This window comes from Sphingomonas sp. Root710 (genome assembly GCF_001429065.1).
GTDB lineage: Bacteria > Pseudomonadota > Alphaproteobacteria > Sphingomonadales > Sphingomonadaceae > Rhizorhabdus.
Genome location: NZ_LMIB01000001.1, coordinates 1,731,604 through 1,749,346, shown reverse-complemented (window position 1 = coordinate 1,749,346; position 17,743 = coordinate 1,731,604). Strand labels below are relative to the sequence as shown.

The 17,743-nt window shown below is 65.6% G+C and carries 19 protein-coding genes; 12 read left to right on the top strand and 7 right to left on the bottom strand.

Going from position 1 to position 17,743, the window contains the following annotated elements; translation table 11 throughout:
• The first annotated feature begins 8 nt into the window (after positions 1 to 8).
• The 9 genes from flgF (at position 9) to ASE00_RS08180 (ending at position 7,979) form a co-directional block, all read left to right on the top strand.
• Positions 9 to 752 (top strand): flagellar basal-body rod protein FlgF, encoded by a 744-nt coding sequence (gene flgF / locus ASE00_RS08220; protein WP_056378908.1) that lies wholly within the window; start codon positions 9 to 11, stop codon positions 750 to 752.
• 25 nt (positions 753 to 777) lie between these two features.
• Positions 778 to 1,566, top strand: a complete 789-nt coding sequence (flgG, locus tag ASE00_RS08215) for a flagellar basal-body rod protein FlgG (protein ID WP_056378907.1) — start codon at positions 778 to 780, stop codon at positions 1,564 to 1,566.
• Positions 1,547 to 2,248 (top strand): flagellar basal body L-ring protein FlgH, encoded by a 702-nt coding sequence (locus ASE00_RS08210; protein WP_056378906.1) that lies wholly within the window; start codon positions 1,547 to 1,549, stop codon positions 2,246 to 2,248. The genes flgG and ASE00_RS08210 overlap by 20 nt, the downstream gene beginning before the upstream one ends.
• 27 nt (positions 2,249 to 2,275) lie before the next feature.
• Positions 2,276 to 3,376, top strand: a complete 1,101-nt coding sequence (locus ASE00_RS08205) for a flagellar basal body P-ring protein FlgI (RefSeq protein ID WP_056378904.1) — start codon at positions 2,276 to 2,278, stop codon at positions 3,374 to 3,376.
• The gene (locus ASE00_RS08200; RefSeq protein ID WP_056378902.1) at positions 3,373 to 3,738 is read left to right on the top strand and encodes a rod-binding protein; all 366 of its coding nucleotides are present in this window, start codon (positions 3,373 to 3,375) and stop codon (positions 3,736 to 3,738) included. The genes ASE00_RS08205 and ASE00_RS08200 overlap by 4 nt, the downstream gene beginning before the upstream one ends.
• Positions 3,738 to 5,093, top strand: a complete 1,356-nt coding sequence (gene flgK / locus ASE00_RS08195) for a flagellar hook-associated protein FlgK (protein ID WP_056378900.1) — start codon at positions 3,738 to 3,740, stop codon at positions 5,091 to 5,093. Before ASE00_RS08200 ends, flgK begins: the two co-directional genes overlap by 1 nt.
• A 12-nt stretch (positions 5,094 to 5,105) precedes the next feature.
• The gene (locus ASE00_RS08190) at positions 5,106 to 5,963 is read left to right on the top strand and encodes a flagellin (RefSeq protein ID WP_056378899.1); all 858 of its coding nucleotides are present in this window, start codon (positions 5,106 to 5,108) and stop codon (positions 5,961 to 5,963) included.
• Between the two features lie 117 nt (positions 5,964 to 6,080).
• Positions 6,081 to 6,944, top strand: a complete 864-nt coding sequence (motA, locus tag ASE00_RS08185; RefSeq protein ID WP_056378897.1) for a flagellar motor stator protein MotA — start codon at positions 6,081 to 6,083, stop codon at positions 6,942 to 6,944.
• 30 nt (positions 6,945 to 6,974) lie between these two features.
• Positions 6,975 to 7,979 (top strand): flagellar motor protein MotB, encoded by a 1,005-nt coding sequence (locus ASE00_RS08180; RefSeq protein WP_056378895.1) that lies wholly within the window; start codon positions 6,975 to 6,977, stop codon positions 7,977 to 7,979.
• Positions 7,980 to 8,014: 35 nt separating this feature from the next.
• Here the strand turns inward: ASE00_RS08180 and ASE00_RS08175 are convergent, their stop codons facing one another.
• The 5 genes from ASE00_RS08175 to ASE00_RS08160 form a co-directional block, all read right to left on the bottom strand.
• Positions 8,015 to 8,887 (bottom strand): hypothetical protein, encoded by an 873-nt coding sequence (locus tag ASE00_RS08175; RefSeq protein ID WP_056378893.1) that lies wholly within the window; start codon positions 8,885 to 8,887, stop codon positions 8,015 to 8,017.
• A 77-nt stretch (positions 8,888 to 8,964) separates the two neighbouring features.
• The gene (locus ASE00_RS24230) at positions 8,965 to 9,087 is read right to left on the bottom strand and encodes a hypothetical protein (protein WP_268801345.1); all 123 of its coding nucleotides are present in this window, start codon (positions 9,085 to 9,087) and stop codon (positions 8,965 to 8,967) included.
• Positions 9,084 to 10,334, bottom strand: a complete 1,251-nt coding sequence (locus ASE00_RS08170) for an adenosylmethionine--8-amino-7-oxononanoate transaminase (RefSeq protein ID WP_056378891.1) — start codon at positions 10,332 to 10,334, stop codon at positions 9,084 to 9,086. The genes ASE00_RS24230 and ASE00_RS08170 overlap by 4 nt, the downstream gene beginning before the upstream one ends.
• Complete coding sequence (gene bioD / locus ASE00_RS08165) at positions 10,331 to 10,960, bottom strand: dethiobiotin synthase (protein WP_056378889.1); 630 nt, start codon at positions 10,958 to 10,960, stop codon at positions 10,331 to 10,333. Before bioD ends, ASE00_RS08170 begins: the two co-directional genes overlap by 4 nt.
• Complete coding sequence (locus tag ASE00_RS08160) at positions 10,957 to 12,066, bottom strand: 8-amino-7-oxononanoate synthase (RefSeq protein ID WP_056379455.1); 1,110 nt, start codon at positions 12,064 to 12,066, stop codon at positions 10,957 to 10,959. The genes bioD and ASE00_RS08160 overlap by 4 nt, the downstream gene beginning before the upstream one ends.
• Positions 12,067 to 12,224: 158 nt before the next feature.
• Here ASE00_RS08160 and grpE point away from each other — a divergent pair, with 158 nt between their 5' ends.
• Positions 12,225 to 12,767, top strand: coding sequence for a nucleotide exchange factor GrpE (gene grpE / locus ASE00_RS08155; RefSeq protein ID WP_056378886.1), 543 nt, complete (start codon positions 12,225 to 12,227; stop codon positions 12,765 to 12,767).
• Positions 12,768 to 12,929: 162 nt separating this feature from the next.
• Here grpE and ASE00_RS08150 read toward each other — a convergent pair whose 3' ends face one another.
• On the bottom strand, positions 12,930 to 13,865 hold the full coding sequence (locus ASE00_RS08150; protein ID WP_056378885.1) for a sulfotransferase family protein: 936 nt from the start codon (positions 13,863 to 13,865) through the stop codon (positions 12,930 to 12,932).
• Positions 13,865 to 14,317, bottom strand: a complete 453-nt coding sequence (locus ASE00_RS08145) for a copper chaperone PCu(A)C (protein WP_056378883.1) — start codon at positions 14,315 to 14,317, stop codon at positions 13,865 to 13,867. The genes ASE00_RS08150 and ASE00_RS08145 overlap by 1 nt, the downstream gene beginning before the upstream one ends.
• Positions 14,318 to 14,479: 162 nt before the next feature.
• On the opposite strand from ASE00_RS08145, the gene dnaK reads away from it, so the two are divergent.
• On the top strand, positions 14,480 to 16,375 hold the full coding sequence (gene dnaK, locus ASE00_RS08140; RefSeq protein ID WP_056378881.1) for a molecular chaperone DnaK: 1,896 nt from the start codon (positions 14,480 to 14,482) through the stop codon (positions 16,373 to 16,375).
• 198 nt (positions 16,376 to 16,573) lie between these two features.
• Positions 16,574 to 17,713, top strand: a complete 1,140-nt coding sequence (dnaJ, locus tag ASE00_RS08135; protein ID WP_056378879.1) for a molecular chaperone DnaJ — start codon at positions 16,574 to 16,576, stop codon at positions 17,711 to 17,713.
• Positions 17,714 to 17,743: the final 30 nt, after the last annotated feature.

Genomic DNA, 17,743 nt, shown 5'->3' with positions numbered 1-17,743 from the left:
AACCGGCCATGGACAAGCTGATCTATAGCTCATTGTCGGCGATGCGGGCGGCGATGGCGCGTCAGACGACGACCGCCAATAACCTCGCCAACATCAACACGGCCGGTTTCCGCTCCGAAATGAGCTCGAGCACCGCGCTCTGGCTTAAAGGCGATGGTTTCGAGAGCCGCGCCACCAACTCGGGCGAGGTCGTTTCGGCCGACATGTCCGAAGGCACGATCAACGAAACCGGCCGCGACCTCGACGTGGCGCTGCAAGGCAAGGACAATCTCCTCGCCGTGCAGAGCCGCGAAGGCGACGAGGCCTATACCCGCCGCGGCGACCTGCAGGTCAGCGACAGCGGCCTGCTGACCACCGGCGACGGCATGCCCGTGCTCGGCGACAGCGGGCCGATCACGCTGCCCGCCTATGACAAGCTGACCATCGCCGCCGACGGCACGATCTCGATCGTGCCGCAGGGCGGGGACCCGACTCAGATCCAGCAGGTCGACCGGCTCAAGCTCGTCGCCACGAACGGTACCGATATCGCCAAGGGTCTCGATGGCCTGTTCCGCGCCCGCAACGGCGGCACGCTGGCAGGCGATCCCGAAGCGACCGTCCGCCAGGGCGCGATCGAGGGATCGAACGTCAACGCCTCGGCCACGCTGATCGACATGATCGAGGCGAGCCGGGACTGGGACATGCAGGTGAAGATGATGAGCGCGGCCCAGGACATCGACAAGGCGTCGACCAGCCTGATGAGCCTCGACTGACCGAATTAGAACGGAGTAGCTTTCGATGAGCAACGCAGCATTGCACGTCGCCCGCACGGGCCTCGATGCGCAAAATATGCGCATGCAGGTGATCGCCAACAACCTGGCGAACGTCAACACCACCGGCTTCAAGCGTGATCGCGCGAGTTTCGAAACGCTCGCCTATCAGGCGATGACCGCGCCCGGCGCGGCTTCGTCGGAGTCGACCAAATATGCCACCGGCACCAATCTCGGCACCGGCGTGCAGATCAACGGCACCGCCAAGATCGACACCCAGGGCAGCCTCCAGTCGACCGGCAACGCGCTCGACATGGCGATCGAGGGCCCCGGCTATTTTCAGATCCAGATGCCCGATGGCCGCACCGGCTATACCCGCGACGGCAATTTCAATCTGTCGCAGGACGGCACGCTCGTGAACAGCGACGGCTTCCAGCTCCAGCCGCAGATCCAGATACCCGAGGGCGCGCAGAACATCACGATCGGCGCTGACGGCACCGTCAGCGTCACCCTCGCGGGCCAGACCGAGGCGAGCGAAGTCGGCAAGATCGAACTCGCCCGTTTCATCAATCCGGCGGGTCTTCAGGCGGGCGGCAACAACCTGCTCACCGAGACGTCCGCCTCCGGCCAGCCGCAGGTCGGCGCCGCCGGCGTCGATGGCCGCGGCAATATCCGCCAGGCGTCGCTCGAAGGCTCGAACGTCAATATCGTCGAGGAACTGGTCGACATGATCGAGACGCAGCGCGCCTACGAAGTGAACAGCAAGATGATCTCCTCGACCGACCAGATGCTGCAATATGTCAACCAGAACATCTAATCTCGACGTCATGGCCACCGCGCTCAACGGCGTCATCGTCGGGCTTTTCCTGCTCGGCGCGGCGACCCAGCCCGTCGATGCCAGGCAGCGTGAGCGCGCCGTCGAATATGCGCCGACCTATGCGGCCGAGCCGGTCGCGCCGGTCGCCAATGGCGCGATCTTCCAGGCGGCCAATGGCTATTCGGCGCTGACCAACGGCGCGCGCGCCGCGATGGTGGGGGATATCGTCACCATCTCGCTGGTCGAGCGCACCCAAGCCGCCAAGTCGAACAGCGCGTCGACCGACCGCTCGGGCGAGATCGGCCTGACGCCGCCGACCACCGGCCCCGCCTCCTTCTTCAATCCGACCGACATCGGGGCGAGCGGCGGCGGCAAGTTCCAGGGCAAGGGCGCCGCGGCGCAGTCGAACCAGCTCAACGGTGAGATCAGCGTCACGATCGCGCGCATCTATCCCAACGGGACGATGCTGGTGCGCGGCGAAAAGCTGCTGACGCTGAACCGCGGCGACGAGAATATCGCGATCACCGGGATCATCCGTGCTGCCGATATCGGCCCGGACAACCGCGTCGCTTCCACCCGCGTCGCCGACGCCCGCATCACCTATTCGGGCAAGGGCGAGATCGCGCGGGGCTCCCGTCAGGGGTGGCTTAACCGTTTTTTCAGCATGTTGAGCCCATTCTGATTTAAGTTTTTCGAGGAAGTGCCGTTCATGTATCGCGCGTTGATCACTTTCCTGTTCTGCTTCTCGGGCTTCGTCGTCTCCGGCGTGAGCCATGCCGAGCGGATCAAGGACATCGGGACCTTCCAGGGTCTGCGCGCGAACCAGCTGACCGGCTATGGTATCGTCGTGGGCCTCGCCGGCACCGGCGACGACAGCCTCGATTATTCGACGCTGGGCATGAAGGGCGTCGCCTCGCGCTTCGGCCTGCAGCTTCCCGCCGGGGTCAATCCCGCGCTGAAAAATGCGGCGGCGGTGATGCTGACTGCCGAACTGCCCGCCTTCGCCAAGCCCGGCCAGCGCCTCGACGTCACCATTTCGGCGCTGGGCAAGGCCAAGTCGCTGCGCGGCGGCACGCTGATCATGGCGCCGCTGCTCGGCGCCGATGGTCAGATCTATGCGATGGCGCAGGGCAATCTCGCGGTCGGCGGTCTCGGCATCGACGCCGCCGACGGCTCGAAGCTCACCATCAATGTGCCCACCGCCGGACGCATTCCTGGCGGGGCGACCGTCGAGCGCAGCGTCGACTCCGGATTCGCGACCACGCCGCAGCTCCGCTTCGACCTGTCCGAAGCCGATCTCACCACCTCGCAGCGCGTCGCCGCCGCGATTAACACCCGCCTGGGCCCGATCGCGCGCTCGATCGACGCAACGACGATCACCGTCGAGGCCGCGCCGGGCGCGGAGGTCCGCACCACGCTGATGAGCCGGATCGAGAATCTCGAGGTCGACACCGCCGACGCCCCCGCGCGCGTCGTGGTCAACGCCCGCACCGGCACCGTCGTCATCAATGGCGCGGTCCGCATCGCACCGGTTGCAGTCACCCATGGCAAGATGACCGTCCAGGTCGACGAGAAGCCGCAGGTGATCCAGCCCAACGCCTTCTCGAAGGGCGAGACCGCTGTGCAGCAGTCGAGCGCGATCAAGGTCGACCAGGAAGCCCGCCCGATGTTCGAGTTTCAGCCGGGCGCATCGCTCGCCGAGATCGTCAAGGCGGTCAACGCCATCGGTGCGTCGCCGGCCGACCTCGTCGCCATCCTCGAGGCGCTCAAGCAGGCCGGGGCGATGAAGGCGGAGCTCGTGGTGCTATGATCGATGGCGTTTCCATCAAGAGCGGCGCGCTTTCCGACAAGAAGGCGAGCGAGCTCGACCAGCTCAAGGCCGCGGCGAAGCAGTTCGAAGCGATCTTCACGCGTCAGATCATGAAGTCGATGCGCGATTCCAAGCTGGCCGACGATGATCTGTTCGGCAGCGACGCGACCGACCAGTTCCGCGAGATGCAGGATTCGAAGCTTGCCGATCAGCTGGCCGACAAGGGCGCGATCGGCATCGCCGACCTGCTCGTCAAGCAGTTCGAGGCGCGCGTCTCGAAGTCCGCCCCTGCGGCCGCTGCGCCTGCGGGTGCCGCCCAGGCTGGCACCGCTGAGGCACCGAAGGCCGGCGGGACGAGCTGATGAGCGACCTGCTCAACATCGGACGGTCGGGCGTCATCGCTTATCGCGCGGCGCTGTCGACGGTCGGTGAGAACGTCTCCAACGCGGAGACGGAGGGCTATACGCGTCGCACGGTATCGCTCGGCGAATCCGCGGTCTCGACGTCCAACAATTATATCTACCGCTCGTCGGCGGTGTTCGGCGGCGTGGAAGTCGGCGGCGTCCAGCGCGTGTTCGACAATTATCGCTCCTCCTATGCGCGTTTCGCCAATTCGGAAGCGGCACGGGCCGACGTCAAGGCGACATGGCTTGCCACGGCGGAGGCCGCGCTCGACGATTCGGACGTCGGCCTCGGCGTCAAGATGGGCAGCGTCTTCACCTCGGCGGAGGCGCTGAGCGCCGACGTGTCGAGCGACACCAACCGGCAGCAGGTGCTGACCACGCTGACCGACGCGGCCTATCAGTTCAACGCCACGGCCAGCAAGCTGCAGAGCGCGGCAGAGGGCGTCGCCACCGCGGCGCAGAACACGATCGACAAGCTCAACGGCGATTTGCAGACTTTGGCGCAGATCAATTCGGCCATCCGGCGCGCCGAGGACGGGTCCGCCGGCAAGGCTCTGCTGATGGACCAGCGCGATGCGCTGCTGAAGAATATCTCGGGCGCGATCGGCATCGACGTGAAGCTGCAGGACGATGGCCGCGCCGATGTCACGCTGCAGGGCGACGCCTCGGTCCATCTCGTCGACGCCGCAAAGACGACCCCCAGCTATGTCGGTATGATCCAGGCCAGCGACGGGCGTCTGTCGCTGATGGCATCGGGCTATGGCGCCGCGGTCACCATGTCGCCGCAGTCGGGCGCGCTGGCGGGCCTGGCCGACGTGTCGAACTCGATCGCGGCGCGCCGGCAGTCGCTCGATGCCATCGCGGCGAACTTCGCCAACGTCATCAACAGCTGGAACCAGGCCGGCATCGATCGCGATGGCAATGCGGGCGCGGCGCTCGTCAGCGGAACGACGGCGGCGACGCTGGCCGTCTCCACCACCGATCTGTCCAAGATCGCGGCGGCGTCGACCGGCGGCGTGGCCAATGGCAACGCACTGGCGCTGAAGAACTATCGCAACTCGGCGGGGCCGGAAGCGGCCTGGTCGCTCCTCGTCTCGAACCATGCGCAGACCGTGGCAGCGGCGAAGGCCGAGCAGAGCGCGACGGCGAGCCAGAAGGACGGCGCCTTTCTGCAGCTCGACGAGGTCACCGGCGTCGATCTCGACGTCGAAGCGGCGCAGCTGCTGCGGTTCCAGCAAGCCTATAACGGTTCGGCGCGGATCATTCAGATCGCGCGCGAGACGCTCCAGGAAATCTTCAATCTGTTCAGCTGAAGGATTTGAGCGGTGATCACGGCTACCCGATACCGCGCAATGGCGGAAATCAACCGGCAGGCGAAGCTCAGCACCGCCATCGCGCGTGCCGAGTCGGACATCTCGACCGGCAAGCGCATTCAGGTCGCTTCGGACGACCCGATCGCCGCGGCGCGGGTCTCGGTCATTCGCGCCGCGCAGGCCGATCAGGCCGTCTGGGCCCGAAACGTCCAGACCGCGAAGTCGATCGCGGGTCAGGTCGACACCGCTTTGTCGAACGTTTCGGACATCTTCAACCGGGTCAAGGAACTGACCCTGGCCGGTGCGTCGGAATCGGTTTCCAGCAGCGATCGCGCCGCGATGGTGCAGGAACTCAACTCGCTGCGAACCGCGTTGACCAATATTTCCACGTCGACGACGCCGACCGGCCAGTCGCTGTTCCCGACCGACGCACCTTTGCTGGTCTCGACATCGGCGACCCAGCGCCTACCCGCCACCGCGCAGCGTTCGACGGTCTTCGACGGCATCGCCTATGCCCATGGGACGGCGTCGCTCGATTGGGTGATTGGATCGGCGGTCGACGCGATCTCGACCGACGACGTTGCCGCGCGCCGGACGGCGGCGGACACGGCGCTCAGCGACATCGACAAGGCGGTCAGCCACGTCACCACCCAGCACGCGGCCCAGGGCCTGCGCGCCGCGCAGCTCGATAGCGCGGCCGAATCACTGGAAAGCGCGTCGATTCAGCTGTCGGAAGAGCGGAGCACGCTCGAGGACACCGACGTCGCGTCGACGGTGATGAGCCTCAATGCAAAGACGTTGAGTCTGCAGGCCGCCCAGATGGCGTTCGCCAAGGTCAATCGAAACACTTTGTTTGATCTTCTGAGTTAAAAGATTCTCACGACGGTTGGATAAAGCCTGTGCTTATCCCGCCGTTAACGTTGAGGGGGAAGGCGCGAAACCCGCGCAGATGTCCCGATATCGATATTCGCGTGGGAGTGTGCGTTCATGTTTGCAGGCATCGGCCTCGTCATTCTTCTCGCCATGGTGTTCGGCGGCTTCGCCATCACCGGCGGCGATCTCGAACCTGTGCTTCACGCGATCCCGCACGAAATGCTGATCATCGGCGGCGCCGCCGTCGGCGCGCTTGTCGCGGGCAATTCGATGAAGGAGCTGAAGGCCTTTGGCGGCGGCTTCGCCAAGGTGTTCAAGGGGCCGAAATATAACAAGAAGGACTATCTCGACGTCATCTTCCTCGTCTCCAGCCTGATGAAGAAGCTGCGCACCGAGGGGCCCGTCGCGCTCGAACCGCATATCGAAGATCCCAAGGCGTCGACCCTGTTCGCCGAATATCCCAAGCTCCTCAAGGACAGCACGCTGATCCACATGATCACCGACACGCTGCGCCTGATCGTCATCTCGTCGGGCACGCTCGATCCCATGGCGGTCGAGGACGTGATGGATAATGCGCTGAAGACCCACCACCATGACGAGATCAAGCCCGCCGACATGATGCAGGGCCTGGCCGACGCGCTCCCCGCACTGGGCATCGTCGCCGCCGTTCTCGGCGTGGTGAAGACGATGGGCTCGATCGACAAGCCGCCGGCGATCCTCGGCGCGATGATCGGTTCGGCGCTGGTCGGTACCTTCCTCGGCATTCTGCTCGCTTATGGCATCGTCGCGCCCTTCGCCGGCCGCTGCCGCCAGGTGATCGAGGCCGACGCCGCCATCTACGGCGTCGTCAAGCAGATCATCATCGCGTCGCTCCACGGCCACCCGCTGCCGCTGGTGATCGAGGCCGCGCGCTCGGGCATCACCCATGCCAACCAGCCGGCCTTCGCCGACGTGTTCGACGGCATGCGCGGCCGCTAAGCCCAAGCCTGGACAGGAAGACAGACAGTCATGGCGCAATCGCCTTCCAAGCGCGGCAAGAATGAGCCCGAACCCAGACCGATAATCATCAAGAAGATTATCGCGGATGGTCATGGCGGCCATCATGGCGGCGCCTGGAAGGTCGCCTATGCCGACTTCGTGACCGCGATGATGGCGTTCTTCCTGCTGATGTGGATCCTCGGCGCCACCACCGAGAAGCAGCGCAAGGGCATCGCCGACTATTTCACGCCGACGATGGTCCAGCTCAAGGAAAAGAGCGCGGGCTCGAACGGCCTGTTCGGTGGCGAGTCGATCATCGACAAGGATAGCTATCCGCACCGCGCTGCACAGACCGGCTCCAAGTCGATCACCATCCCCAAGGATGCGTCGGGCGGTGACAAGGAAGGCGGCGCGGCGCTGCGCGCGAAGGAGCGCGTGGCGTTCCAGAAACTCAAGGCGATCCTCGAAAAGAAGATGGCGTCGACGCCGGGCATGGCAGGCATGGCGAAGAACGTCCGCTTCATGGAGACCCGCGAGGGGCTGCGCATCGACCTCGTCGACCAGGCCGACTTCGCGATGTTCAAGTCGGGTACCGACCAGCTGTCGGACAAGGCGCGCGAGCTGATGCGGCAGGTTGCCGAGGTCACCGATCTCGCCGACAATGCAGTGATTGTCCGCGGCCATACCGACGCCATGCCCTATTCGAAGGGCCGGACGGTCAACAACTGGACGCTGTCGGCTGCCCGTGCCGAGGCGACCCGCCGCGCGCTGTCCGACTTCGGCGTGCCCAACAGCCGCTTCGCCCGGATCGAGGGCGTCGCCGATCGCGAGCCCTATGTGCCCGGGGATCCCTATGATCCGCGCAACCGCCGCATGTCGATCACGCTCGCCTGGTCTTCGGACCTGGGTGTGGGTTCGGGCGCGGGCGGCGACGCCCCCCGCCAGCCGGTCGACCTGATGGCCGGCGCAGGCGCCAACGATCCGACCGCAATGCCTGCTGCGGCAATGGCGCAGCTGGCGGCGAAGAAGCACTGAGGTTGAAAGGTCCCCCCCGAATGGGAGGGAAAGCGTCAAGCGTCCAGATTGGTGTCGCTGATCGTACCGTCGCCGCCCGAGGCGAGCATCATATAGGCGAGCATCGCCGTATTCGGATTGGGCTTCAGCAGGTTGAACCGCTGGGCGCTGCCCATCATCGCCAGCATGTCGCTGGTGTCGGGCGATCCCTTGCCGTCGCCTTCGAAGACTTCGCGGGCATAGGCCAGGCGCATGCGATCGGACGACAGCGGATCGGCGGCGCGGACCGGCGCAGCGGACGAGCCGTCATCGTCGATCTTCTTCGCCATCAGCGCGTAGACCTGGCTCAGCGAGCGGGCGTTGCCGCCATTGTCGTAGAAGATCGTGCGGTTGGCGCGCGCCTCGCGCGGGAACAGCGCGGCGGCGTTCATGTCGGGCCGCGCATCGGCGGCCTTCAGGAATCGGGTCGCGCCTTCCAGCCCCAGGAAATGCGCGAAATAGAGATCGGCGGGGCGCGGCTGGCGGCCCAGCGCCGATTGCAGGCCCTGGGCGTTGTCGCTGGCGAATTCGGCGGCCATCAGCGACGACGCCTCGGGATGGTTCTTGAGCGCCATCACCTGTTCGCGGACCGATCCATCGACCTTCCAGCTGCCGTCGCTGCGGCGGCTGATCGCGTCGGCGGCCCAGCCGAGGCCATGCTTGGCCCCGTACATCTTGACCGCGCCGAGCCAGCTCTGGTCGATGAACTGGAACAGGCCGCCGGCCGAGCTCGACTGCGCCTTGGCGTTGGGATTGAGCCCGCTCTCGGACTTGGCCTGATTGAACAGATAGGAGAAATCGACCCCGACGCGCTGGGCGGCGCGGCTGATCGCGCCGCGCACGTCATTGACGTCGCGTTCGATACGGCCGCCGAAACCGGTCAGGCTCATGAGGGATATCCTGTTAACACCCCTTAATTGTCGCTGATCATGGTTAACGAAAGGTTGCCGGCTCTCGCGGCGGCGTCTCAGACTTTCGGCTTATCCTTCTCGTCAGGCTTGCGCGGCAAGCGCTTGATCCGGGCGATGCCCGCGAACATCGGCAGCAGCAGGACGAACAGCAGGATCAGCGCGACGATCTGCTTCTTCATATGGCCACCTCCCGCGCCGCCGCCAGGATCGCGTCATAGATCGCGTCGAGATCGGCGTCGTCGATACAATAGGGCGGCATCACATAGACGGTGTTGCCCATCGGCCGGAGCAACAGTCCGCGACCGCGGAAGAAACGCCCGAGGGCGGGCGCCATCGCCGACAGATAGTCGCCATAGGGATCGACGAACTCCATCGCGGTGATCGTGCCCAGCTGGCGCTTGTTGACGATCGCCGAATGATCGAGCGCGTTCAGCCGCTTCGTCTGGCGATAGGTCAGGTCGAGGATGCGTTTGCGCACCGGCTCCTCGCGCCAGATGGCGAGGTTCGCATTGGCGGCGGCGCAGGCGATCGGATTGGCGGTGTAGCTAGACGAATGAAAGAACATCTTGCCGCGATCTTCGGAGCGATGTGCGTCGAAGATATCGCGGGTCGCCAGCGTCACCGCCAGCGGCACCGCGCCCCCGGTCAGCCCTTTGGACAGGCACATGATGTCGGGCGCGATCCCGGCTTGTTCGCAGGCGAACAGCGTGCCGGTCCGGCCCCAGCCGGTCATCACCTCGTCGGCGATGAACAGCACCCCTTCGCGCGCGCAGATGTCGCGCAGCGCCTTCAGAACGTGCGGCGGGTAGATCAGCATGCCGCCCGCGCCGAGGATCAGCGGCTCGACGATCAGCGCCGCGGGCGGATCCTGGGCGCATAGCCGTTCGAGCGCGGCGATTGCCGCCTCCCCGTCGGCCGCCGGGAAGGGAATGGTGTCGACATCGAACAGCAGCGGCTGATAGGCGCGGTTGTAGACGCCCCGCTCGCCGACCGACATCGCCCCGATCGTGTCGCCATGATAGCTATGTTCCATCACCGCGATGCGATGGCGGGGCTCGCCGCGGTTGAGCCAATAGCCGAGCGCCATCTTCAGCGCGACCTCGACACTGGTCGATCCGCTGTCCGAGAAGAAGACATGCTGGAGCGGCGCGGGGGTGATCTCGAAGAGGTCCCGCGCCAGCGCCTCGGCGGGTGCGTGCGTCCAGCCGGCGAAGATCAACTGGTCGAGATGGTTCGTCTGCTCGCGGATCGCGGCCATGATCCGGGGATGGCAATGGCCATGCGTCGTCACCCACCAGGAGGAAATCGCGTCGACGAAGCGCCGCCCGTCATCGGTGTAGAGCGCCGCTCCCTCGGCTCGGACGACACGGGGTATGTCCTCGTTCAGCCCGTGCTGGGTGAAGGGATGCCACACCGGCGACGTCATGGCGTGAAATCCTTCATGTCGAAGGCATCGTCGAACGCGCGGGCCAACCCGGCGGCATCGAGCGGATCGATCCGGGGCAGGCGGCCCAGCCGCTTGACCCGGCCGATCCCGGCGATGGTGCGCTCGCTCTCCTCATTGGCCTCGCCGACGAAAGCGATACCGAGAATCGGGATGTCGCGCGCGCGCAGTGCCTCGATCGTCAGCAGGCTGTGGTTGATCGTGCCCAGCGCGGTGCGCGCGACGAGGATCGTCTCATAGCGCCACTGCGCGAAGATGTCGGCGAAGAGCAATCCGCCCGCGAGCGGCACCAACAAGCCGCCCGCGCCCTCGATGACGAGGCGGCGGTCGCAGGGCGGCGGGACGAGCAGCGCGGGATCGATCACGACATTGTCGATCGCGGCGGCATGGTGCGGCGAGGCGGGCGTGTTGAGCTTATAGGCTTCGGGCAGGATGCGCTCGGGCGGCAGTCCGGAGAGCCGCCGCACGGTGTCGCTATCGGTGCCGTCGGCCAGCCCGGCCTGGACCGGTTTCCAGTAGCAGCCATCGATTGCGCGGGTCAGGCCAGCCGAGAAGACGGTCTTGCCGACATCGGTATCGGTGGCGGTGACGACGATTGCGTGGGTCATCGAATAAGCTCGTCCATCCTGTCGGCCAGTTGCGATACCGTCGCTTCGTCGACGTTGAGCGTCAGCGATATCCGCAGCCGCGACGTGCCTGCGGGGACGGTGGGCGGGCGGATGCCCCGTACATCGAAGCCGCTGTGCTGGAGCGCGCCGGCGATCTCCATCGTCCGGGCGTCCTCGCCGATGATGACTGGGATGATCTGCGTGTCCGTTGCGCCGAGGCGGGCACCGGCGAAGGCGATCAGCCGGGCCAGACGCTCGCGCCGTTCGGGCTGGGCGCGCAGCAGCCCCAGGCTGGCCCGCACCGCGGCAGCCGCGAGCGGAGAGGGGGCGGTAGAGAAGATGAAGCCGCGCGCCTTGTTGACCAGCACGTCGGCGAGCACGCGCGGGCAGCAGACCAGCGCCCCCTCACAGCCCAGCGCCTTGCCGCAGGTGCGCAGCGTGACGACGTTCTCGCGGCCTTCGAGCGCATGAGCGAGGCCCCGGCCATCGGGGCCGAACACGCCCGTCGCGTGCGCCTCGTCGATGATCAGAAACGCCTCCTCACGATCGGCCAGCGCGGTGAGTTCGGTCAGCGGGGCAGTGTCGCCGTCCATGCTGTAGAGGCTTTCGACGGCGATCCAGACGCGGCCCTTGTTGCCCGCCGCGCGCCAGTCGCGAATCGCGTCGGCGAAGGCCTGCACGTCACCATGCGCGGCGGCTACGGTGGCGGCGCGGCCGAGCCGCATCCCCTCATGCGCGCTGGCGTGGATCAGTTCGTCATGGACGATCAGGTCGCGGCCCGCCGGCAAGGTCGAGAAGATCGCGCTGTTGGCGGCGAAACCGGTCGAGAAGAACAGCGCCGCCTCGGTGCCGAAATAGGCGGCGGCCTCGGCCTCCAGCGCTTCATGCTCCGGATCGTTGCCGCGCAGCAACCGCGACCCGCCCGCGCCGATCGCGACCCCGCGGTCGAGCGCGGCGGTGACGGCGTCGCGCAGTTCGGGGGCATTGGCGAGGCCGAGATAATCGTTCGACGCGAAATCATGCCCGCTGCGCGCGATCAGCTTGCGGCTGCGCGACCGGCGCGCGATCAGGCTCAGGGCCTCGCGGTGGGTGTCGAGGATCGACATGCGGTGCCGATAGCGCGTGTTTTCGCGACCGTCATGCGCGTTTCTTGCGATCGTGAACGTCAAATTGCGCGCAACCACTGGTCGATCGGCTTCGTTTGACTATATCAGCGCGCGAAACGATGTACGGGCGCAGCCCGAAAGATGAACCGGAAGCAGGTATGAGCGAAGAGAAGATCGGCGAGAACGAGCTGGAGACCCCCGTGGCAGCGGAAGAGGAGGGCGAGGGCGATAGCCCCTTCGCGAAGCTCGAGGGCGAGCTGGAGAAGCTGCGCAACGAGGTGCTCTATGCACAGGCGGAGACCCAGAATGTTCGCCGCCGCCTCGAAAAGGAGAAGGCGGACGCCTCGGCCTATGCCGCGACCGGCTTCGCGCGCGACATTCTCTCGGTCGCCGACAATCTGTCGCGCGCGCTGCACGCGATCCCCGCCGACCTGCGTGACGATGACCGGATCAAGTCGCTGCTGACCGGCCTGGAGATGACCGGCAAGGAACTCGACAATGTGTTCCAGCGCAATGGCATCACCAAGATCGAGGCAATCGGTGCGAAGCTCGATCCGAACAAGCATCAGGCGATGGTCGAGCTGCCTCATGCCGAAGCCGAACCCGGCACGGTGATTCAGGAGATGCAGACCGGCTATATGATCAAGGACCGGCTGTTGCGTCCTGCGCTGGTCGGCGTGGCGAAGGCGCCGGACGCGTAAGCAAGATAAGCCCCTCCCTGCCAAGAGCTTCAGGTCAGCCATGCCCCCGGCATGGCTTAAACAGTCTGGGAGACTGTTTACCTGAAACTGGGTTGGGGTGGGTTAGTCCGTCCTAGAATGTTGGTGGTACGCCATATTGGTGTGATCCACCCCTAACCCTTCTCACTCCTCGGTGCGCGCCATCATTTCGGCATGCTCGCGTTTGAGGCGCGCCTTGGCCTTCTTGCGTCCGAAGCGCGCCGTATAGGCGCTCTTCAGCCAAGGACCCGTTCCCAGCAACTCGCGGCGATGGTTGGCCAGGGCGAGCTTGTTCTGCAGGTTGAGCGCCATCCGCCGCAGGATCGCGGGCGGGCGCACCGTCGCGCTGAGGAAATAGCCGTTCTGCAGCAGCCAGCGCGCGGCGCGATGTTCGGCGGCCGATAGCTCGGCGGCGTCGGCCTTGCGCCAGCGTCCCATCGGTTCGCGCTGAAGCGCCTGGGCGGGCCCCAGCATCGCCGGATCGAAGGGCAGTCCCAGATAGTCGCACACCCGCCGCAGCTCATATTCGGTGTCGCTGGCCAGCACTTCGTAGCGCAGGCTCAGCTGACGGTCGGCGGGTAGCTTGTGCGACATCCGGTCCCACAGCACCTCGGCCTCCACCCAGTCGGCGATGCCGTGCCACAGATTGCCCGCCCGGCGCGCCGCCACATTCGCCTGCGCCACGTCACGTCCGTCACGGACGAGGTGGATGAAGCGGGCGTCGGGCCACAGCCACAATATCCGGTCGAAATCATGCTGGAGCACCGCGCCCGCCACGGCGGCGCCGGGCTTGGAAGACGTGGCCTGGGCGAGCAGCGCCTGGGCGATGCCGGTGAAGCCGACGCCCGGCGGCACCGTCAGGCCGAGCCGCTTGAAGCGGAAGTTGAAATCCACCGAGCGCAGGAAGGCCTCGCGCTTCATGAAGCGGCCTTCGGGGCTGATCGCCTCGATCAGGAAATCGAAATTGGGCGCGATCGCGATGGCGGGGTGCTGGACGAGCAGCTGCCGGAAATTCTCCGCGCCCGATCGCGACGCTGCGACCAGGAACACCGGGGAGGATATCGGCGGCGTGCTGGCCATCAGTGGTGCATGCCCTCCATGTCGCCGCCAGCGGCCTCGGTCTTGGCCTCGACTTCGACCTTGGCGCCGCTCTTGAACGTGAACAGCAGCGGGATCGCGGTGCCCGGCGTGATCCGCGCATCGACTCCGAACAGCATCGCATGCTTGCCGCCGGGGGCGAACGCGACGTCCGCTCCCTTGGGCAAAGGCACATCGGCCATTTGCCGCATCGTCATCACGCCCCCATCCATGGCTTCCTCATGCATCTCTATCTTGTTCACCACCGCGCTGTCGATGCTCAGCAGGCGATCGTCCGTCTGCCCGCCCTTGAGCACGAAATAACCCGCGGCGGGCCGCCCCGCCACGGCGGGAAGGCGCACCCAGGCATCCGCCACGACGGGCTTCTCACCACCCTGGCGGTGACAGGCGGCGAGCGCCAGAAGGGCAAAGCTGACGGCGAGCAGACGACGCATTCGGGACTCCTTGCAAGACTGAGGCTCAATTAGTCCGGCTTGCGACTTGCAGCAATCGAATCCCCACCTATATCGCCCCCGTTCAATGCGATCCGCGTGATGCTCGCCTCGTTATCTGGGGGTGTCGACGGGATCGGCCTTTGGGGGTTTGAAAGGACTGGAATGGCTAAGGTTATTGGTATCGATCTGGGCACCACCAACAGCTGCGTCGCTGTCATGGAAGGCGGCAAGCCCAAGGTAATCGAAAATGCGGAAGGCGCGCGCACCACGCCGTCTATCGTCGCGTTCGCCAAGGATGGCGAGCGGCTCATCGGCCAGCCGGCAAAGCGCCAGGCGGTCACGAACCCGGACAATACGATCTTCGCGGTGAAGCGTCTGATCGGCCGCCGGTTCGACGATCCGATCACCAAGAAGGACACCGAACTGGTTCCCTATCACATCGTGAAGGGCCCGAACGGCGACGCTTGGGTGAAGGCTGGCGGCGAGGACTATTCGCCATCGCAGATTTCGGCCTTCACGCTGCAGAAGATGAAGGAAACCGCCGAGAGCTATCTGGGCGAGACCGTAACTCAGGCGGTGATCACCGTTCCGGCCTATTTCAACGACGCTCAGCGCCAGGCGACCAAGGACGCCGGCAAGATCGCCGGCCTCGAAGTGCTGCGCATCATCAACGAGCCGACGGCCGCGGCGCTGTCCTATGGCCTCGAGAAGAATGACGGCAAGACGATCGCGGTCTACGACCTCGGCGGCGGCACCTTCGACATCTCGATCCTCGAGATCGGCGACGGCGTGTTCGAGGTTAAGTCGACCAACGGCGACACTTTCCTGGGCGGTGAGGATTTCGACGCCAAGCTCGTCGAGTTCCTGGCGGCGGATTTCCAGAAGGCCGAAGGCATCGACCTGACCAAGGACCGGCTTGCGCTGCAGCGGCTCAAGGAGGCCGCCGAGAAGGCGAAGATAGAGCTGTCTTCGGCGCAGACCACCGAGGTCAACCTGCCCTTCATCACCGCCGACGCGACCGGGCCGAAGCACCTCGTCAAGTCGATCAGCCGCGCCGATCTGGAGCGTCTCGTCGAGCCGCTGATTCAGCGCTCGATCGAGCCGGTCAAGAAGGCGCTGGCCGATGCCGGCATGAAGGCAGGCGATGTGGACGAGGTGGTCCTGGTGGGCGGCATGACCCGCATGCCGCGCGTCCGCGAGGTCGTGAAGAGCTTTTTCGGCAAGGAGCCGCACACCGGCGTCAACCCTGATGAAGTCGTGGCGATGGGCGCGGCGATCCAGGCCGGCGTGCTGCAGGGCGACGTGAAGGACGTTCTGCTGCTCGACGTGACCCCGTTGTCGCTGGGCATCGAGACGCTGGGTGGCGTGTTCACCCGGATGATCGACCGCAACACGACGATCCCGACCAAGAAGTCGCAGACCTATTCGACGGCCGACGACAATCAGAACGCCGTCACCATCCGCGTCTTCCAGGGCGAGCGTGAAATGGCGGCGGACAACAAGCTGCTCGGTCAGTTCGACCTGATCGGCATTCCCCCGGCGCCGCGCGGCGTGCCGCAGATCGAGGTCACCTTCGACATCGACGCCAACGGCATCGTCAACGTCCACGCCAAGGACAAGGGCACCGGCAAGGAACAGCAGATCAAGATCCAGGCGTCTGGCGGTCTGTCCGACGCCGACATCGATCAGATGGTCAAGGATGCCGAGCAGTTCGCCGACGAGGACAAGAAGCGTCGCGAGGCGGCCGAGGCGAAGAACAACGCCGAAAGCCTGATCCACTCGACCGAACGCCAGCTCCAGGAGCATGGCGACAAGGTCGATGCGAGCCTCAAGGGCGAGATCGAGGCCGCGATCGCCGAAGCCAAGACGGCCGTCGAGGGCGGTGATGCCGCTGCGATGACCGAGAAGGCCCAGGCGCTCGCCCAGGTCGCGATGAAGCTCGGCCAGGCGATCTACGAGCAGGAGCAGGCCGCTGCTGCCTCGCCCTCGGCCGACGAAGCGCCGAAGGACGACAATGTGGTCGACGCCGAGTTCTCGGAAGTCGACGACAAGAAGTAAGACGATGAAGAATTCGGAGCCCGCCTTCCCGGGTGGGAGGGCAGGCTCCGGCTTCGCATTAGCTGTTTTTTGTCACCCCGGGCTTGACCCGGGGTCCCGCTGCTCTTCCATGCGGGAGAAAGCGGGACCCCGGGGCAAGCCCGGGGTGACGGGTAAGTTGTTGATGACGATGGGGCCGGATAGCGGGCCGGGGGCACGATGAGCACGGACATCGATTATTACGAACTGCTGGAAGTCGATCGCACCGCCGACGACAAGGTCATCAAGTCGTCCTACCGGCGGCTTGCGATGCAGTTCCACCCCGATCGCAACCCCGGCGATCACGAGGCGGAAGCCAAGTTCAAGGCGATCAGCCAGGCCTATGATTGCCTGAAGGATCCGCAGAAGCGCGCCGCCTATGACCGTTTCGGAAAGGCCGCATTTGAAAATGGCGGCTTTGGCGGCGGTGGCGGCCAGGGCGGCGGCTTCGAAGGCTTCTCCGACATCTTCGAGAATATCTTCGGTGAATTCATGGGCGGCGGCCGTGGCGGCGGCGGCCGGTCCAGCGTGCGGCGCGGCGCGGACCTGCGTTATGATCTCGAGATCAGCCTCGAAGAGGCCTATGTCGGCAAGCAGGCTTCGATCACCGTCGACGTCGCGGCGCCGTGCGAGACATGCGACGGATCGGGCGCGAAGCCCGGCACCGGCACCAGCAGCTGCAAGACCTGCGGCGGCCATGGCAAGGTGCGCGCGCAGCAGGGCTTCTTCGTGGTCGAGCGCACTTGTCCGGCCTGCCACGGCGCGGGCGAAGTTATCTCCGACCCCTGCAGCGATTGCCGCGGCGAAGGCCGCATCGAAAAGACCAAGACGCTCGATGTCGGCATCCCGGCGGGCGTCGACGAGGGCACCCGCATCCGCCTCACCGGCGAGGGCGAGGCCGGTGCGCGGGGCGGCCCGCCCGGCGACCTCTACATCTTCCTTCACCTGTCCCGCCACGAACTGTTCGAACGCGACGGCACTACGCTGTTCGCGCGCGCGCCGATCAGCTTCACCACGGCGGCGCTCGGCGGCACGATCGACGTACCCGGGCTCGACAAGACCCGCCACGAGATACGCATCCCGGCTGGTATCCAGTCAGGCAAGCAGATTCGCCAGCGCGGCGCGGGCATGCCCGTGCTCAACGGGCGGGGCCATGGTGATCTTGTGATCCAGATCGATGTCGAGACCCCCACCAAATTGACGTCGCGGCAGAAGGAATTGCTGGAGGAATTCCGCTCGACCGAGACTGGCGACGAGAGCCCGCAATCGAGCGGCTTCTTCACGCGGCTCAAGGGTATGTGGGAAGACCTGACCGACTGATCGTCGATAGCGACCGATTTCAACGCAAGG

Excerpts from the sequence above, each read along its gene's own strand:
- flgF (WP_056378908.1), top strand. The coding sequence starts at position 9 with ATGGACAAGCTGATCTATAGCTCATTGTCGGCGATGCGGGCGGCGATG.
- flgG (WP_056378907.1), top strand. The coding sequence starts at position 778 with ATGAGCAACGCAGCATTGCACGTCGCCCGCACGGGCCTCGATGCGCAA.
- ASE00_RS08210 (WP_056378906.1), top strand. The coding sequence starts at position 1,547 with ATGTCAACCAGAACATCTAATCTCGACGTCATGGCCACCGCGCTCAAC.
- ASE00_RS08205 (WP_056378904.1), top strand. The coding sequence starts at position 2,276 with ATGTATCGCGCGTTGATCACTTTCCTGTTCTGCTTCTCGGGCTTCGTC.
- ASE00_RS08200 (WP_056378902.1), top strand. The coding sequence starts at position 3,373 with ATGATCGATGGCGTTTCCATCAAGAGCGGCGCGCTTTCCGACAAGAAG.
- flgK (WP_056378900.1), top strand. The coding sequence starts at position 3,738 with ATGAGCGACCTGCTCAACATCGGACGGTCGGGCGTCATCGCTTATCGC.
- motA (WP_056378897.1), top strand. The coding sequence starts at position 6,081 with ATGTTTGCAGGCATCGGCCTCGTCATTCTTCTCGCCATGGTGTTCGGC.
- ASE00_RS08180 (WP_056378895.1), top strand. The coding sequence starts at position 6,975 with ATGGCGCAATCGCCTTCCAAGCGCGGCAAGAATGAGCCCGAACCCAGA.
- ASE00_RS08175 (WP_056378893.1), bottom strand. The coding sequence starts at position 8,887 with ATGAGCCTGACCGGTTTCGGCGGCCGTATCGAACGCGACGTCAATGAC.
- ASE00_RS24230 (WP_268801345.1), bottom strand. The coding sequence starts at position 9,087 with ATGAAGAAGCAGATCGTCGCGCTGATCCTGCTGTTCGTCCTGCTGCTG.
- ASE00_RS08170 (WP_056378891.1), bottom strand. The coding sequence starts at position 10,334 with ATGACGTCGCCGGTGTGGCATCCCTTCACCCAGCACGGGCTGAACGAG.
- bioD (WP_056378889.1), bottom strand. The coding sequence starts at position 10,960 with ATGACCCACGCAATCGTCGTCACCGCCACCGATACCGATGTCGGCAAG.
- ASE00_RS08160 (WP_056379455.1), bottom strand. The coding sequence starts at position 12,066 with ATGTCGATCCTCGACACCCACCGCGAGGCCCTGAGCCTGATCGCGCGC.
- grpE (WP_056378886.1), top strand. The coding sequence starts at position 12,225 with ATGAGCGAAGAGAAGATCGGCGAGAACGAGCTGGAGACCCCCGTGGCA.
- ASE00_RS08150 (WP_056378885.1), bottom strand. The coding sequence starts at position 13,865 with ATGGCCAGCACGCCGCCGATATCCTCCCCGGTGTTCCTGGTCGCAGCG.
- ASE00_RS08145 (WP_056378883.1), bottom strand. The coding sequence starts at position 14,317 with ATGCGTCGTCTGCTCGCCGTCAGCTTTGCCCTTCTGGCGCTCGCCGCC.
- dnaK (WP_056378881.1), top strand. The coding sequence starts at position 14,480 with ATGGCTAAGGTTATTGGTATCGATCTGGGCACCACCAACAGCTGCGTC.
- dnaJ (WP_056378879.1), top strand. The coding sequence starts at position 16,574 with ATGAGCACGGACATCGATTATTACGAACTGCTGGAAGTCGATCGCACC.